This is a genomic window from Micromonospora sp. IBHARD003 (assembly GCF_056106285.1).
Genome location: NZ_JBWBBX010000001.1, coordinates 4,761,088 through 4,775,694 on the forward strand (window position 1 = coordinate 4,761,088; position 14,607 = coordinate 4,775,694).

A 14,607-nucleotide genomic window follows, 5' to 3' on the forward strand; every position below is an offset into this window, starting at 1 on the left:
TCCGAGAGATCGTGGGTCCATCGCCGCAGAATCGTCGGCGCGGACAAGGTGCGCCCATTAGGACGGCACTGAGGGGGAGCGGGTTCATCGGTCCTCAGGAATTTCTCACGTTCATCTCACGGAAGTAGCTTGATCGCCTCATGGGTCTCACCAGTAACAAGGTTCTGGCGTTGGCCGTCCTCGCCGCCGTGGCTCTCTTCGCCACGACGGTATGGCTGTGGCCGCGGCTGTCCCGCAACGGCTGGCGCGCCGTCCTCGGCCGGGTCGGTCTGCTGTTCGCGACCCAGTTGGCGCTCTTCGCCTCCGTCGGTCTGGCCGCCAACAATTCCTTCCTGTTCTACGGCTCCTGGGCCGATCTGTTCGGCCAGCAGCAGGAGATGGGCGTCGTCGTGGACCACGGGGCGAGCACCGATCGCGTCAAGGTGGTCGGCAAGCAGAGGCTGGACGTCCCGGGCAGCTCGCGGCCGGCGGTCGGCGGGCAGATCCACAAGGTCGTCATCAAGGGCGAGAAGTCACGGATAGACAGCCCGGCGTACGTCTACCTGCCGCCCGAGTACTTCCAGCCCGCGTACGCGAAGAAGACCTTCCCGGCCTCGGTCGTGCTGACCGGATATCCGGGCACGGCGGAGAATCTGCTCAAGGGCCTCAAGTACCCGAGATCGGCCTGGGATCAGGCCAAGAAGGGGAAGATGCAGCCGATGATCCTCGTCATGATGCGCCCGACCGTCGCCCCGCCGCGGGACACCGAGTGCGTCGACATCCCGGGCGGACCGCAGACTGAGACCTTCTTCGCCAAGGACCTGCCGGCCGCCGTTTCGGGGGCCTACCGGGTCGGCACCAAACCCCGCAACTGGGGATTCATGGGGAACTCGACGGGCGGCTACTGCGCACTGAAGATCGCTCTGCACCACCCGGAGCGGTACGCGGCGGGCGCGGGCATGTCGGCGTACTACAAGGCCGCCGAGGACGCGACGACCGGCGACCTCTTCCACGGCAACGCGGCTGAACGCAAGCGGGCGAACCTGCTGTGGAGCCTGAAGAACAAGCCGCAGGGCGCGTCCTCGTTCCTGGTGACCACGTCGAAGCAGGGCGAGGGCAACCTCGGCGGCACGCTCGAGTTCATCAAGCGGGTGAAGGCGCCCGCACGCGTCTCCTCCATCACGCTCGACAGCGGCGGGCACAACTTCAACACCTGGCGCCGTGAGATCCCGCCGGCGCTGGTGTGGATCGGCAGCAAGCTCAGCGCCGTGTAGGTCCTGTCCGGGCGAGCTTCCCGGGCCCGCGACTCCCCGGAGCTGCGCCTGGAAGGTGCCCCGGCTACGGCGCCTTCTGCAGGGCGACTTCGGCGCGGGGCACGTCCCGGGCATCCGCATCGACGGAGCGGCGCAGTGCCTCGTGGAGCCGCGCCGGGGTCAGCACGCCGAGGAAGCGTCCCGCGTCGTCCGCGGTGCGGCCCCCGGCACGCTCATGTGCGGCGCCGTTTCCGCCGACGTCTTCGTTGCCGTTGCCGTTGCCGTCTCCTTCTCCGCCGGCGCCATCGACGACTGCGATCCAGCCCTCGTCGTGCTGCAGCATCGTCGCGAGCGCCTCCTTGAGCGAGGCGCCGACGCGCAGTCGGGCCACCGGCCCGCGGGTGTGCTCGCGCACCGGGCCCCGGGCGCGGGCGGCCTCGTCCGCGGAGATCCATCCGTGCGGCCTGTCCTCGGCGTCCAGGACGACGGCCCAGCGCGCGTCGAGGTCCCGCGGGAGCGGGTCGTCGAGGCGGACGACCGGGGGCTGTTCGAGGTCGCCCTCGTCGAGGGGCGTGACCGAAAGCCGCTTCAGCCCGCGGTCCGCTCCGACGAAGTCCGCGACGTACGGGGTGGCGGGGGCGCCCAGCACCCTCGCCGGGGCGTCGAACTGCTCGATCCTGCCGTGCCCGTAGACCGCGATGCGGTCGCCGAGCCGTACGGCCTCCTCGATGTCGTGCGTGACGAACAGGATCGTTTTGCGGACGGCCGCCTGGAGCCGCAGGAACTCGCTCTGGAGGCGGTCGCGGACGACCGGGTCGACGGCGCCGAACGGCTCGTCCATCAGCAGGACCGGCGGATCCGCGGCCAGTGCCCTGGCCACGCCGACGCGCTGGCGCTGGCCTCCGGAGAGCTGCTCCGGGTAGCGGCTGCCGTAGGTCTTCGGGTCCAGTCCGACCAGATCGAGGAGTTCGGCGGCGCGTTCACGGGCCCGGGCGCGCTTCCAGCCGAGCAGATGGGGCACGGTCGCGGTGTTCTCCAGCACGGTCTTGTGCGGGAAGAGACCGACCTGCTGGATCACATAGCCGATGTGGCGGCGCAGTTCGACGGGATCGGCAGCGGATATGTCCTTGTTGTCAAGGTATATCCGGCCGCTGGTGGGCTCGATCAGCCGGTTGACCATCTTCATCGTGGTGGTCTTGCCGCAGCCGGACGGACCGACGAGCGTGACCAGTTCGCCCGCGGCCACCTCGAACGAGAGGTCGTCGACCGCGGTGGTGCCGTCGGGATAGCGCTTGGTGACGTGCTCGAACCGGATCATGCGTTCCATTGTGACGGGTGGGTACCGGGCATGTGTGAAGGGCGTGTTTCCGGAACGCGATGCTCCTCGGTGGTTGTCAGTGGCCCGGGTTAGGGTCGTTTTCCGGACGGGGTTTCGAATGTCGGATGGCCGATGACGGCGACGGGGGGTGGGGGATGGGCGACCGGAGCTGTCTGGTCACGAACGACTGGATCTGCGGCGAGTATCTGCGCTCACGGAGCCAGGAGTTGGCCGATGCCACGGTCCAGCACGTCTGGATCACGGTGGTGTCGGTGCTGATAGGGCTGGCCGTCGCCTTTCCGCTGGCGCTGCTCGCCCGGCGCAGCCCCCGGCTCGCCGGGCCGGTCCTCGGCCTGACGACGGTGCTCTACACGGTCCCGTCGCTGGCGATGTTCTCGCTGCTGCTGCCGCTCTTCGGGCTGTCGGCGGCGCTGGTGATCACGGGGCTGGTGCTGTACTCCCTGACGATCCTGGTGCGGAACATCCTGGCGGGCCTCCGCGCCGTGCCGGAGGAGACCCGCGAGGCGGCGCGCGGCATGGGGTACGGGCCGGGCAGGCTGCTGTGGGAGGTGGAGCTGCCGCTTGCGCTGCCCGCGCTGATGGCCGGGCTGCGGATCGCCACGGTCTCCACGGTCGCGCTCACCACCGTGGGCTCCATCGTCGGCCGCGGCGGTCTCGGCAATCTCATCGAGGACGCACTGCCCAGCTTCTTCAAGGCCCAGGTGCTGACCGCGTCGGTGCTCTGCGTGCTGCTGGCGGTCGCCGCCGATCTGCTGCTGCTCGGCGTCCAGCGGCTGCTGACGCCCTGGGCACGCATACGCGCGCGGGGGGCCCGCTGATGGGGATACTGACCGACGCCTGGTCATGGCTGACCACGGGATCCAACTGGTCGGGAGAGAGCGGTGCATGGCACCGTCTCGGCGAGCATCTGTACGTCAGCGGGCTCGCCCTGCTCCTGGCCTGCCTGATCGCCCTGCCGGTCGCGCTCTTCCTGGGGCACATCGGCCGCGGCGGCGCGATCGCCGTCAATGTCTCCAACGCCGGCCGCGCCGTGCCCGTGTTCGCGGTGCTCGCGCTGTTCATGGTGTCGCCGCTGCGCAGTGCCGGATATGTCCCGACCGTTGTCGCGCTGGTGCTGTTCGCCGTGCCCCCACTGCTCACCAACGCGTATGTGGGCATGCGGGACGTGGACCGCTCGGTCGTGGAGGCCGCGCGCGGTATGGGGATGTCGGGCCGGCAGCTCTTCTTCCGGGTCGAGCTGCCGCTCGCGTATCCGATGCTCATGACCGGGCTGCGGTCGGCCGCCGTCCAGGTCGTGGCGACCGCGACGATCGCGGCCATGGTCGGCCAGGGCGGCCTCGGCCGGATCATCACGGCCGGATTCAACACGTACAACACCCCTCAAGTGGTCGCGGGCGCCCTGCTCGTGGCCGTGCTCGCCCTCCTCGTGGAGGCCGTGCTGGTGCTGGTGGACCGCCTGTGCAGTCCCCTGCGCCCCCTGCGTAAGACCGTGTGACGACCCACTCCCCGGAGGATGGACACCATGAGCAAGACCTGGCGCGTCGCTGGAGCGGTGCTGGGCGCCGTCGGACTCGTCGGCTCGCTCGCCGCGTGCGGCGGGGACAGCCTGGAACAGCAGAAGTCCTCGGGCGGCGCGGGGAGCGGCGCGGGCGCGGGCAAGAAGGGCACGCTCGTTGTCGGCGCGGCGTCCTTCACGGAGTCGAAGGTGCTCGCCGAGCTCTACGCCCAGGTGCTGGCCGAGGCCGGCTACGACACTTCCGTCACCACGGTGAAGAACCGGGAGCTGTACGAGCCCTCGCTGGAAAAGGGCGAGATCGACATCGTCCCGGAATACGCGGCGACCGTCGCCGAATTCCTCAATGCGAAGGCGAACGGGCCGAAGGCCCCGGACGAGAAGCCGGTCGCCTCCGGCGATGCCGCCGCCACCGTCGCCGCCCTGGAGAAGCTCGCCGGGCCGCTGGGCCTCAAGGTGCTGCCCGCGGGGAAGGCCGTCGACCAGAACGCGTTCGCGGTCAGCAAGGAATTCGCCGAGAAGAACGGGCTCAAGACCCTCTCCGATCTGGGGAAGTCCAAGCTGAAGGTCAAGATCGCGGCCGGCGACGAGTGCGAGGTGCGTCCCTTCTGCGCGCCCGGTCTGAAGAAGACCTACGGCATCGACGTGGCGGGTGTGGACCCGAAGGGCGTCGGCACCCCGCAGGCGAAGCAGGCCGTCAAGGACGGTGAGGACCAGCTGGTGCTGACCACCACCACGGACGCCACGCTGGACACCTTCGGGCTGGTGCTGCTCGAGGACGACAAGAAGCTCCAGAACGCCGACAACGTCGTGCCGCTGCTCAACGCGAAGGACGCGGGAGCCCAGGCGATAGCCGACGCGCTCGGCAAGGTCACCGGGGCGCTCACGACACAGGATCTGGTCGAGCTGAACCGCAAGGTGGACGCGGAGCGGGCGAAGCCGCAGGACGTCGCGAAGGAGTATCTGAAGTCCAAGGGGCTGATCAAGGGATAGCAAAGCCGCCCGGACAGGATCCGGGGCAGTCGGAGACGCCGGTCCGGCGCTGTCCGGGCCCGGACCGGTATGGCATCGGCAAACCATGCGAACTGTCCGAAGAGATTGCCCGGCCGACCCCCCATTCGTCACCTACGCACGGTAAATTTCAGGCCATGCCACGTGGACGCCACCGCCATTCCCCACCTCTGCACCGGTTGCTGCCGCCTTCCGCGGTCGCCGGGGCTTCGGTTCTCTGTGCCGCCGGCGCCTGGCTGTTCGCGGATACGCTCGTGCTCCGCAGCATGGTGGCGGCGGCAGCAGCGGCCGCGGTCACCGGCGCCGTGCTCATGCGCAGTTGGGACCGGAGCGCAGGTCGCCGCGTCGCCGAGCTGACCCGCGCCCGCGCCAGCGACGCCTGGAAGACCGAGGAACGCGTCGCGGAGCTCGAGGCCGACCTCGACGAGTCCCGCGAGCTGCGCACCAAGCTGGATGCCAAGCTCCGCTCCAAGCGGGTCGAGCTGGCCAAGCTCCGCAACGAGCACGCCGCCCTGCTGAGGCGTTACGCGACCGCCGAGACCGAGCGGGCGACCGCGCTCGAGGGCCGCCGGCAGCTGGCGATCGAAGCGGCCGCGCCGAAGGAGCTGCCGCCGGGCGGTTCCACCCCGACACCGTCGGCGTATCTGCGCGCCGCCAAGGCGTTGGAGAACCTGCCCCGCAACGCCGCGGCCCAGCAGGCCAAGCGCACCGTCGAGGAGGCCCGGCGCCGCGATCTCGCCGACCGGGCGCGGGAGGCGGACGAGCCGCAGGGGAAGCACGCGGCGGTCGCCGGGGGAGAGCAGCACACCCGCCCGTCGTCCGCCACCCTCGCACGGAGGCCGGTGCCGATCGCCTCGGCGATCGTCCCGTACACCGCGCGCCAGCCCCGTCCCCTCGGCGGTTTCGACTTCTTCGGTACGAGCGGCGCCGCCGCCGACCTCGCGTCGGTCCAGGAGGAGGATCTGGCCGACGTGGTGGGCGAGGAGGCACTGGCCGAAGCCGAAGCCGACACGGCCGCCCAGGCGAAGCCCGGGCGAGGCGCCGGGGAACGGGCCGTGGGCGAGGTCATCGATCTGACCGCCCACGACGAGACGGAGCAGCTGGACGTCGTGGAGCTGCGCAGCGCGATCTCCTGACGTCCCGGATGCCGTGGTGCCCGGAGCGTCCCGGGCACCAACGCGGTGGGGGCCGACCGGCAACCGGTCGGCCCCCACCGCGTTTATGGTCCGTCCGTCGTGGACTTTGTGCCGTTATGGGCTACTTGTCGATGTCGCCGACCACGAAGAACATCGACCCCAGGATGGCCACCATGTCGGCGACCAGCGTGCCCGGCAACAGCTCGGTCAGCGCCTGGATGTTGTTGTACGAGGCTGAGCGGAGCTTGAGGCGGTACGGCGTCTTGTCTCCCTTGGAGACCAGGTAGTAGCCGTTGATGCCGAGCGGGTTCTCGGTCCATGCGTAGGTGTGGCCCTCGGGGGCCTTCAGCACCTTCGGCAGACGCTGGTTGACGGGGCCCGGCGGCAGTTCGGCGAGCCGGTCCAGGCAGGCGTCCGCAAGATCGAGTGCGTTGTGGGTCTGCTCCAGCAGGCACTCGAAGCGGGCCAGGCAGTCCCCCTCGCTCCGGGTGACGACCTTCAGGGTGTCCTGGAGTTCGTCGTAGGCGAGATACGGTTCGTCGCGCCGCAGGTCGAAGTCGACGCCCGAGGCACGGGCGATGGGGCCGGACACCCCGTAGGCGTGAACGGTCTGCGGGGTCATCGCGCCGACACCCCGGGTGCGGCCCCGGAAGATCTCGTTGCCGAGGACGAGCCGGTCGTACACGTCCATCCGCGAGCGCACATCGGCGACCGCCTGCCGGACCCGTACGGTCCAGCCCGCCGGCATGTCCTCCTTGAGGCCGCCGACCCGGTTGAACATGTAGTGCATACGGCCGCCGGAGATCTCCTCCATGACGCCCTGGAGCTCCTCGCGCTCACGGAAGGCGTGGAAGACCGGGGTGATCCCACCGAGTTCGAGCGGGTACGACCCGAGGAACATCAGATGGTTGAGCACCCGGTTCAGCTCCGCCAGGAGCGTCCGGGTCCAGACGGCGCGCTCCGGGACCTCCATGCCGAGCATGCGCTCGACGGCCATGACCACGCCCAGCTCGTTCGAGAAAGCGGACAGCCAGTCGTGGCGATTGGCCAGCATCACGATCTGCCGGTAGTCGCGCGCCTCGAAGAGCTTCTCCGCGCCCCGGTGCATATAGCCGATCACCGGCTCGGCGTGCTCGATCCGCTCGCCGTCCAGGACGAGCCTGAGCCGGAGCACGCCGTGCGTGGAAGGATGCTGCGGTCCGATGTTCAGCACCATGTCGGTGCTGTCCGCCGCGCCGCCGATGCCGACCGTCGTCTCCGTCATGGGCGACAGTATCCCTCGGCCGCGCGGACCGCGGTGGCCCGGTCCGGGGTCCGGACTCGACCCGGCCGCAGACGACCGCTGCCGCAACGACCCCGGCCGCAGACGACCGCGGCTGCCGCCGAGCGCCGCAGTCCGGAGGAGCCGGACGCACCCCCGCAGTCCGGAGGATCGGACGCACCGCCGGTCACGGCGCTCGGTGCCCCTCGGGGCGCACGGGCTGGAGCAGCCACACGAAGTCGCCGAGGCCGCCCCGGGCGGTCAGCTCGGCGGCCTCGCCCGCCGCCGCCAGCGCGCGGACGTACGCGGCGGGGTCGGATGTGGCCAGGGAAAGCGGCGGGCGCCCGCCCGAGACGCCGAGCCGGTGCAGCGCCTCCCGCTGGCTCACCAGCTCCGCTCCGGGGCCCGCGCAGGCGTCGAGAGCCACATGGGCCGTGATGTCGCAGCCGCCGTCCGGTACCGGGTGGACCTCACGGCCGCCGCGGAAGCCGGTGAGCGTGCCGAAGGAAGGCCGGCCCGACGCCGCGTGGGCGTAGTCCACGGCGACGGCCAGCCCGGCGTCGAGGGTGGCCACCGCGGCGGCCCACGCCTCGTCCCGGAACCTGCCGATCTCCGCCCGTGTGCCCGGCCGTGCCGGCGGCCACCAGCGCTCCAGCCAGCGTGCGTCCGCCCCGCTCACCGGCTCCCCGAGGCGCTCCTCGCCGTCCTCGGGACGGACCAGGACGCAGCGGTACGTGCCGGTCCCGTCCACCTCCGCGACGTCCACCGGGACGTTGTCCAGCCACTCGTTGGCGAACAGCAGCCCGGTCACCCCGTCCGGCGGGTGCTCCGCCCAGTCGATGCGCGGATCCAGGCCCGCCGGGCGCGCGGCGCGTTCGACCGCGCACATCCGCACCGGCCGCCCGTCGGGCAACCGGCCCCCGGGAAGTGCCCCCAGCACCGCCGTCAGCAGTTCCCCGCGCCCGGCGCCCACGTCCACCAGCGTGATTTCCGGGGCCGCGGGCAGGGACGCGGCCGTCTCGGTCAGCAGCCGGGCCACCGCCGAGGCGTACAGCGGCGAGGCATGGACCGAGGTGCGGAAGTGCCCCGCCGGGCCCTCCGGCCGCCGGTAGAAGCCTCCGGGCCCGTACAGGGCGGTCTCCATGGCCTCCCGCCAGGTCCTCCAGCCCTCCGGCCGGTGCCCGGCCGCGGCCGGGTCGTCTGGCTTGTCGTCGGTTGCCTCATACGTCACGAGTGTCAGTGTCCACCTTGCGGAGTAGGTACCGGCGGACCGGATCGACCCTCCGGTTGACTCCTGCACCTTTCCGCTTTCCCTACGCTGGGTTACGTGCAGCGCCTCTATGACTTCATCCGCAGACACCCGACGGGCGTCGACAGCTTCTGGGCCGTCGTCCTCTTCGGGTTCTCGATGCTGTGGGTCGTCCAGGACACGGTCGGCAACCAGCCCCGCCCGGTGGCGGCCGTTCTCGTCCTCCTGCTCTGCCTGAGCATCGCGCTGCGCCGCCGTGCACCCGAGAAGATGCTCCTGCTCGTGGCCGCCGTCGGCGTGACCCAGCTCGTGCTGGACATCGAGGCCAACGTGGCGGACTTCGCCATGCTCGTGATCATCTACACGGTCGCGGCTCATGAGGGCTCACGCTGGGCCTCCCGTCTCGCCCTCGCCGGCGGGCTGGCAGCCGCACCGCTCAGCCAGATCCGCTGGCCGGACGGGGACATGGGGGTCGGCCAGCGGGTATTCGTCACGATCGTGATGAGCGTGCCCTTCGCACTCGCCTGGGTCCTCGGCGACTCCCTGCGCACCCGCCGTGCCTACTTCGCCCAGCTCGAGGAGCGGGCGGCGCGGCTCGAAAGGGAGCGCGCGGCCCAGTCCAAGGTCGCCGTCGCCGCCGAGCGCGCCCGGATCGCCCGCGAGCTCCACGACGTCGTCGCCCACAACGTCTCGGTGATGGTGGTGCAGGCCGACGGCGCCGCCTACGTCCTGGACACCGCGCCCGACCAGGCCCGGCAGGCGCTGGAGACGATCTCCGGCACCGGCCGCCAGGCGCTCGCCGAGATGCGCCGGCTGCTGGGAGTGCTGCGCACCTCGGACGCCCCGGAGAGCGGGGAGTACGTGCCGCAGCCGGACGTCCAGCAGATCGAGGACCTGGTCGAGCAGGTGCGCAGGGCCGGCCTCGAGGTCGACTTCAAGATCGAGGGAACCCCGCGCCCCCTGCCGAGCGGCGTGGAGCTCACGGCGTACCGCATCGTGCAGGAAGCCCTCACCAACACACGCAAGCACGGCGGCCCGGATGTCGGGGCGAGCGTGCGGCTCGTGTACTTCGACGACGGACTCGGCCTGCTCGTCGAGGACGACGGCAGGGGCGCTGCCCACGAGATGTACGAGGACGGGGGCGCGGACGGCAAGGGCCATGGTCTGATCGGTATGCGCGAGCGTGTCGGTATGGTCGGCGGCACGCTGGACGCCGGGCCGCGGCCGGGGGGCGGGTTCCGGATCAGCGCCCTGCTCCCGCTCAAGCCCGCTCACTAGCCCGGCCCGCTCACCACCTCAAGCCCGCTCACCGGCTCCACAGGCTCAACCCGCCACGAGGCAAGGACTCACCAGATGACGATCCGCGTGATGCTCGTCGACGACCAGGTACTGCTGCGTACCGGCTTCCGCATGGTGCTGGCCGCGCAGGCCGACATGGAGGTCGTGGCGGAGGCCGGCGACGGGGCCGAGGCGATCGACCTGCTGCGCACCACCGAGGTGGACGTGGTGCTGATGGACGTCCGGATGCCGAGGGTCGACGGAGTCGAGGCCACCCGGCGCATCTGCGCGGAGCCGAACGCTCCGAAGGTGCTCATCCTGACCACCTTCGACCTGGACGAGTACGCCTTCTCCGGGCTGAAGGCGGGCGCCAGCGGCTTCATGCTGAAGGATGTGCCGCCGGCCGAACTGCTCGCCGCCATCCGGTCCGTGCACAGCGGTGACGCGGTCGTCGCCCCGTCGACCACCCGGAGGCTGCTCGACCGCTTCTCGCCGATGCTGCCGTCCCTCGGCGAGCCGCCCCAGCACAAGGAGGTCGGCAAGCTCACCGACCGCGAGCGCGAGGTCATGCTGCTCGTCGCGCAGGGCCTTTCGAACGGCGAGATCGCCGGCCGGCTGGTGCTGTCCGAGGCCACGGTCAAGACGCACGTGGGCCGCATCCTCACCAAGCTGGGCCTCCGGGACCGGGTACAGGTGGTGGTGCTCGCCTACGAGTCGGGCATGGTGCGGGCGGGCGGCGGCGCCGGGGCCTGACCCGTGCTGCTGTGGATCAACGGGCTGCTGTGGATCAACGGTCCGTTCGGGGGCGGAAGGACGCAGACCGCGTACGAACCGGCCCGCGGGTCAGCGCAGGACCGTCTCCAGGAAGTCGCTGCCGAGCCGGGCCACCACCGGGACGTTCAGCTGGTGCAGCACATACCGGCCCCTGCGGCGCGTGGTCACCAGGCCCGCCTTCTTCAGGAGCGACAGATGGCGTGACACCTCGGGCGCCGTGATGCCGTGCGCATCGGCCAGCTCGCCCGTGCTGTACGCGGAGCGGGCGAGGTTCCGGCACAGCCGCATCCGCATCGGGTGGGCCAGCGCCTCCATCCGGAGCCCCAGCATCTCGACGGAGGCCGGACCGGGAAGTTCCGGCGCCCCGACGGGGTAGTGGATGACAGGGCGCCAGCCCGGGGCGTGCAGCACCATCAGATGAGGCCAGCCGAAGCTGGACGGCACGAGCGACAGCCCGGCTCCGACCTTCGGATCGACGGCGGTCGTCCGGCCCTCGACGAGCTTGTCCACCGCGATCCTGCCCGCCGTGTCGTCCAGCGAGAGCGCGGGGGAGACGGCGCGCAGCGCCTCCGCGAGACCCCTGCGGCGCAGCAGCTCCGTCTTGTGCCGGGCGTCGGCGGCGAGCTGGAGACGCACCCGCTGCCAGGTCTCGGCGAAGAACGCCCGGTCGCAGTCCTCCAGCAGCCGGCGCACCCAGGAACGTACGGAGGCCGGATCGTCCAGCATCCGGCGGGCGAACGCCAGCTGCTTCGGGCCGCGGGCCGCCACGAGTTCCAGGGCGCGGTGGGCGTCGAAGGGCCCCTGGGTGTCATAGGTCCGGGAGCAGCTGAGCTCCAGTACGGCGTCGATGAAACGCTCGTCGGGGAGCCGGTCGAGCATGTCCAGTTCTTCGGCGAGGGTCGCGCCGGTGCTTCCGTCGTGACCGGGCAGACCGGCGAACGGCGTGAAGACGTCGGAGAACGTGGTGCTCCAGAGGAAGTCCGCCTCGTGCAGCCGGTCGGCCAGGTCCGGCTTCAGTCCGGCCGCGGTGGCCGTCGCCCAGCCGTGCAGCCCCGGATGGTGCCCGGGCTCGGCGAGCGCGTGCAGGGCCACCCCCAGCTCGGCCAGGGGCGAGATGGCGAACACGATCCGCTCGGGCGGCAGGCCTGCGATGTCGATGGAGACGCTCACGCCCCCTATGGTGCGGGGTCACCCTGCCGGGCCGCCGCCCCATTTGACGCCGCCCGTCAATCGGGGCACGTGCGGCGCTCATCCGGCTGCGTCGCCGTGGGGCCCTGCTCCTTCCGGCGGGACGACGGCGTTCCCGTCGGGGATGTCCCGGTCCCGGGGCCCCGCCGCGACCTGTCGGACGAACCCGGTGAAGTCCGCCAGCGCAGCCCGCACGTCCTCGGCCGTCCACGACAGCCCAGGTGAGGCCACGGTCACCTCCGTCGCCGAGACCCCCGGCGGCCCGCCGGGCCCGGGCGCGAACCAGCGCCCGAAGAGGGTCACTCCCGTCTGCTCGGCCTGGCGCAGCGACGCCTCGTCCAGCACGTCCGGCTCGTGCGGCAGCCAGACCTGGAACTGGTGGGTCTGCGGCGGGTCCGGGTGGATACGGAACCAGCCGATGTCCCCCGCCTCCCGCAGTCCGTCCGCCAGCGCCCCCGCCACGGTCTTCGCATGCGCCACGTACGAGGGCAGCCGCGGCAGCTCCCGCTCCAGGCCGAGCAGCGCGGCCAGCGCCGCCGGGTACTGCTGGTACGGCTGTCCGCCGTAGCGGTGCCGCCAGGTCCGGGCCTCGTCCACCAGGGTCTCGGAACCGGCCAGAACGGCACCGGAATGCCCGTTCAGGGACTTGTAGAAGGACACGTACACGCTGTCCGCGAGCCCGGCGATCTCGTCCAGGCCCCGTCCGAAGTGAGGGGTGCACTCCCACAGCCGTGCGCCGTCGAAGTGCACCACCGCGTCTCTTTCGCGCGCCGCGTCCACCAGGTCCACCAGCTCGTCCCACGACGGCAGCACGAAACCGGCGTCGCGCAGCGGCAGTTCCAGCATCAGTGTGCCGAACGGCTCGTCCAGGTCCCGTACCTCGTCCGCCGTGGGCAGCCGGGGCGACCGCGTCGGATGGACGGTGCGCAGCCCGCTCACCGCTGTGAGCGCGCCCCTTTCGTGCACCTCGGGGTGGGCGAGCGGATGCAGGGCGACCGTGTGGTTCCCCGTGCGCCCCGCCCAGCATCTGAGGGCCACCTGCTGGGCCATCGTCCCGGTCGGGAAGAACGCCGCGGCCGGGAAGCCGAGCAGCGCCGCCACCCGGCGCTCCAGCTCCGCGACGACCCCGTCGCCGAACGCGTCGGCCCCCTCGTCCAGGTCGTACACCGCGCCCGCGTCGGCGGCCAGGGCCGCGAGCCGCTCGCCGATCCGGTACTGCGACGGGTGGTGCCACAGCACCCGCTTGGATGCGCGCCAGGCGGCGACCCTGCGCCGGGCCTCGTCCCGCTCGTTCCGCGCCGTGTCCGACGTCATCAGGTCAGCAACTCCCTGTCGCACTCGTCTGCCTTCCGCTCGCCGCGGACGCGACTGCGCCGGTCCGGCGGTCGCTGCCGACCTGTACGACCCGGCGTGCACGACCCGACCCCCACGACCCGACCCGCACGGCCCCGCACGACCCGGCGCGCACCGCCTGGCGTGCGTCCAGCCCGCTTGCCGTGCTGTGATCGTGGCAGGTCCGCGCGTGGGGTTCCACAGCCTGTGGACAACCGGAAAGCCTGCCGGAGCGCTGGCGTAGCATGACGAGGAATCGTCCGGTACCCCCCGCGGACTGGAACGGAAGGCCGTCGCCGCGTGAACGCACCACCACCGTCAGCATCCCTGCCGGCATCCGAGCCCGTCGATCCCAAGGACCGGCCGGCCCGGCTCACCGTGGGCGTCGTGGGGGCCGGCCGCGTCGGGCCCGCCCTCGCCGCGTCTCTCCGGCTGGCGGGCCACCGCCCCGTGGCCGTCTCCGGAGTGTCGGACGTATCGAGGCGCCGCGCCGCGGCGCTGCTTCCCGACGTGCCGGTGGTGACGCCCGAAGAGGTGCTGGCCCGCGCCGAGCTGGTGCTGCTCACCGTTCCCGACGACGCCCTGCCCGGGCTGGTCGAGGGCCTCGCCGAGACCGGCGCCGTGCGCCCGGGACAGCTTCTCGTTCACACGTCCGGGCGTTACGGTACGGCCGTCCTCGACCCCGCCCGCCGGGCCGGTGCCCTGCCCCTCGCGCTGCACCCCGCGATGACGTTCACGGGGACGAGCGTCGACGTCCAGCGGCTGGCCGGATGCTCCTTCGGCGTCACCGCCCCCGACGAGCTGCGGCTCGCCGCGGAGGCGCTGGTCATCGAGATGGGCGGCGAGCCGGAGTGGATCCAGGAGGACGCCCGCCCGCTCTACCACGCGGCCCTCGCGCTCGGCGCGAACCATCTGGTCACCCTCGTCGCCCAGTCCATGGAGCTGCTGCGCACCGCCGGCGTCGGTGCCCCCGACCGCATGCTGGGCCCGCTCCTCGGCGCCGCGCTGGACAACGCCCTGCGTTCGGGCGATGCCGCGCTCACCGGCCCGGTGGCCCGCGGCGACGCGGGCACGGTGGCCGCGCACGTCGCCGAACTGCGCAAGCACGCACCCGGGACCGTCGCCGGGTATCTGGCCATGGCCCGTACGACAGCGGACCGCGCCCTCGCGCACGGACTGCTCAAGCCCGAGCTCGCCGAGGACCTGCTGGGCGTGCTCGCCGAGGGAGACAACGGATGAGCCCGATGAGCCAGGACGCGAGCCGGGACACCCGTCCCGACGCGGATCGCGGTGC

At 71.7% G+C, this 14,607-nt stretch carries 12 protein-coding genes and 1 pseudogene; 8 read left to right on the forward strand and 5 right to left on the reverse strand.

Annotated features, from left to right (window positions below):
• The first annotated feature begins 140 nt into the window (after positions 1-140).
• The gene (locus ACTWOL_RS21170) at positions 141-1,253 is read left to right on the forward strand and encodes an alpha/beta hydrolase (protein ID WP_474298329.1); all 1,113 of its coding nucleotides are present in this window, start codon (positions 141-143) and stop codon (positions 1,251-1,253) included.
• A 526-nt stretch (positions 1,254-1,779) separates the two neighbouring features.
• Here the strand turns inward: ACTWOL_RS21170 and ACTWOL_RS21175 are convergent.
• A pseudogene (locus tag ACTWOL_RS21175) lies at positions 1,780-2,559 on the reverse strand (ABC transporter ATP-binding protein); the annotation flags it as partial.
• Positions 2,560-2,705: 146 nt separating this feature from the next.
• On the opposite strand from ACTWOL_RS21175, the gene ACTWOL_RS21180 reads away from it, so the two are divergent.
• The 4 genes from ACTWOL_RS21180 (at position 2,706) to ACTWOL_RS21195 (ending at position 6,231) form a co-directional block, all read left to right on the forward strand.
• Entirely contained in the window at positions 2,706-3,389 is a 684-nt protein-coding gene (locus ACTWOL_RS21180; protein ID WP_474298330.1) for an ABC transporter permease, read from the forward strand.
• Positions 3,389-4,066, forward strand: coding sequence for an ABC transporter permease (locus tag ACTWOL_RS21185; protein ID WP_474298331.1), 678 nt, complete (start codon positions 3,389-3,391; stop codon positions 4,064-4,066). The genes ACTWOL_RS21180 and ACTWOL_RS21185 overlap by 1 nt, the downstream gene beginning before the upstream one ends.
• A 27-nt stretch (positions 4,067-4,093) precedes the next feature.
• Positions 4,094-5,077: an ABC transporter substrate-binding protein gene (locus tag ACTWOL_RS21190; protein ID WP_474298332.1), complete on the forward strand. Its 984-nt coding sequence runs from the start codon at positions 4,094-4,096 to the stop codon at positions 5,075-5,077.
• 155 nt (positions 5,078-5,232) lie between these two features.
• Entirely contained in the window at positions 5,233-6,231 is a 999-nt protein-coding gene (locus ACTWOL_RS21195) for a coiled-coil domain-containing protein (RefSeq protein WP_474298333.1), read from the forward strand.
• A 121-nt stretch (positions 6,232-6,352) separates the two neighbouring features.
• On the opposite strand, the gene ACTWOL_RS21200 is transcribed toward ACTWOL_RS21195, so the two are convergent.
• On the reverse strand, positions 6,353-7,495 hold the full coding sequence (locus ACTWOL_RS21200; RefSeq protein WP_474298334.1) for an NADH-quinone oxidoreductase subunit D: 1,143 nt from the start codon (positions 7,493-7,495) through the stop codon (positions 6,353-6,355).
• A 184-nt stretch (positions 7,496-7,679) separates the two neighbouring features.
• Positions 7,680-8,636 carry an SAM-dependent methyltransferase gene (locus ACTWOL_RS21205; protein WP_474301218.1) on the reverse strand — a complete coding sequence of 319 codons (957 nt, stop codon included), beginning with the start codon at positions 8,634-8,636 and terminating at the stop codon, positions 7,680-7,682.
• Between the two features lie 183 nt (positions 8,637-8,819).
• Here ACTWOL_RS21205 and ACTWOL_RS21210 point away from each other — a divergent pair, with 183 nt between their 5' ends.
• Both ACTWOL_RS21210 and ACTWOL_RS21215 read left to right on the forward strand, forming a co-directional pair.
• Positions 8,820-10,019 carry a sensor histidine kinase gene (locus ACTWOL_RS21210; protein WP_474298335.1) on the forward strand — a complete coding sequence of 400 codons (1,200 nt, stop codon included), beginning with the start codon at positions 8,820-8,822 and terminating at the stop codon, positions 10,017-10,019.
• A gap of 75 nt (positions 10,020-10,094) precedes the next feature.
• Positions 10,095-10,772: a response regulator transcription factor gene (locus tag ACTWOL_RS21215; protein ID WP_474298336.1), complete on the forward strand. Its 678-nt coding sequence runs from the start codon at positions 10,095-10,097 to the stop codon at positions 10,770-10,772.
• Positions 10,773-10,862: 90 nt separating this feature from the next.
• On the opposite strand, the gene ACTWOL_RS21220 is transcribed toward ACTWOL_RS21215, so the two are convergent.
• Both ACTWOL_RS21220 and ACTWOL_RS21225 read right to left on the reverse strand, forming a co-directional pair.
• Entirely contained in the window at positions 10,863-11,963 is a 1,101-nt protein-coding gene (locus ACTWOL_RS21220; protein ID WP_474298337.1) for a DUF5937 family protein, read from the reverse strand.
• A 78-nt stretch (positions 11,964-12,041) separates the two neighbouring features.
• The gene (locus ACTWOL_RS21225; RefSeq protein WP_474298338.1) at positions 12,042-13,295 is read right to left on the reverse strand and encodes a threonine aldolase family protein; all 1,254 of its coding nucleotides are present in this window, start codon (positions 13,293-13,295) and stop codon (positions 12,042-12,044) included.
• A 318-nt stretch (positions 13,296-13,613) separates the two neighbouring features.
• On the opposite strand from ACTWOL_RS21225, the gene ACTWOL_RS21230 reads away from it, so the two are divergent.
• The gene (locus tag ACTWOL_RS21230) at positions 13,614-14,552 is read left to right on the forward strand and encodes a Rossmann-like and DUF2520 domain-containing protein (protein WP_474298339.1); all 939 of its coding nucleotides are present in this window, start codon (positions 13,614-13,616) and stop codon (positions 14,550-14,552) included.
• Positions 14,553-14,607: the final 55 nt, after the last annotated feature.

Excerpts from the sequence above, each read along its gene's own strand:
- ACTWOL_RS21205 (WP_474301218.1), bottom strand. The coding sequence starts at position 8,636 with ATGGAGACCGCCCTGTACGGGCCCGGAGGCTTCTACCGGCGGCCGGAG.
- ACTWOL_RS21190 (WP_474298332.1), top strand. The coding sequence starts at position 4,094 with ATGAGCAAGACCTGGCGCGTCGCTGGAGCGGTGCTGGGCGCCGTCGGA.
- ACTWOL_RS21195 (WP_474298333.1), top strand. The coding sequence starts at position 5,233 with ATGCCACGTGGACGCCACCGCCATTCCCCACCTCTGCACCGGTTGCTG.
- ACTWOL_RS21180 (WP_474298330.1), top strand. The coding sequence starts at position 2,706 with ATGGGCGACCGGAGCTGTCTGGTCACGAACGACTGGATCTGCGGCGAG.
- ACTWOL_RS21225 (WP_474298338.1), bottom strand. The coding sequence starts at position 13,295 with ATGACGTCGGACACGGCGCGGAACGAGCGGGACGAGGCCCGGCGCAGG.
- ACTWOL_RS21215 (WP_474298336.1), top strand. The coding sequence starts at position 10,095 with ATGACGATCCGCGTGATGCTCGTCGACGACCAGGTACTGCTGCGTACC.
- ACTWOL_RS21170 (WP_474298329.1), top strand. The coding sequence starts at position 141 with ATGGGTCTCACCAGTAACAAGGTTCTGGCGTTGGCCGTCCTCGCCGCC.
- ACTWOL_RS21200 (WP_474298334.1), bottom strand. The coding sequence starts at position 7,495 with ATGACGGAGACGACGGTCGGCATCGGCGGCGCGGCGGACAGCACCGAC.
- ACTWOL_RS21185 (WP_474298331.1), top strand. The coding sequence starts at position 3,389 with ATGGGGATACTGACCGACGCCTGGTCATGGCTGACCACGGGATCCAAC.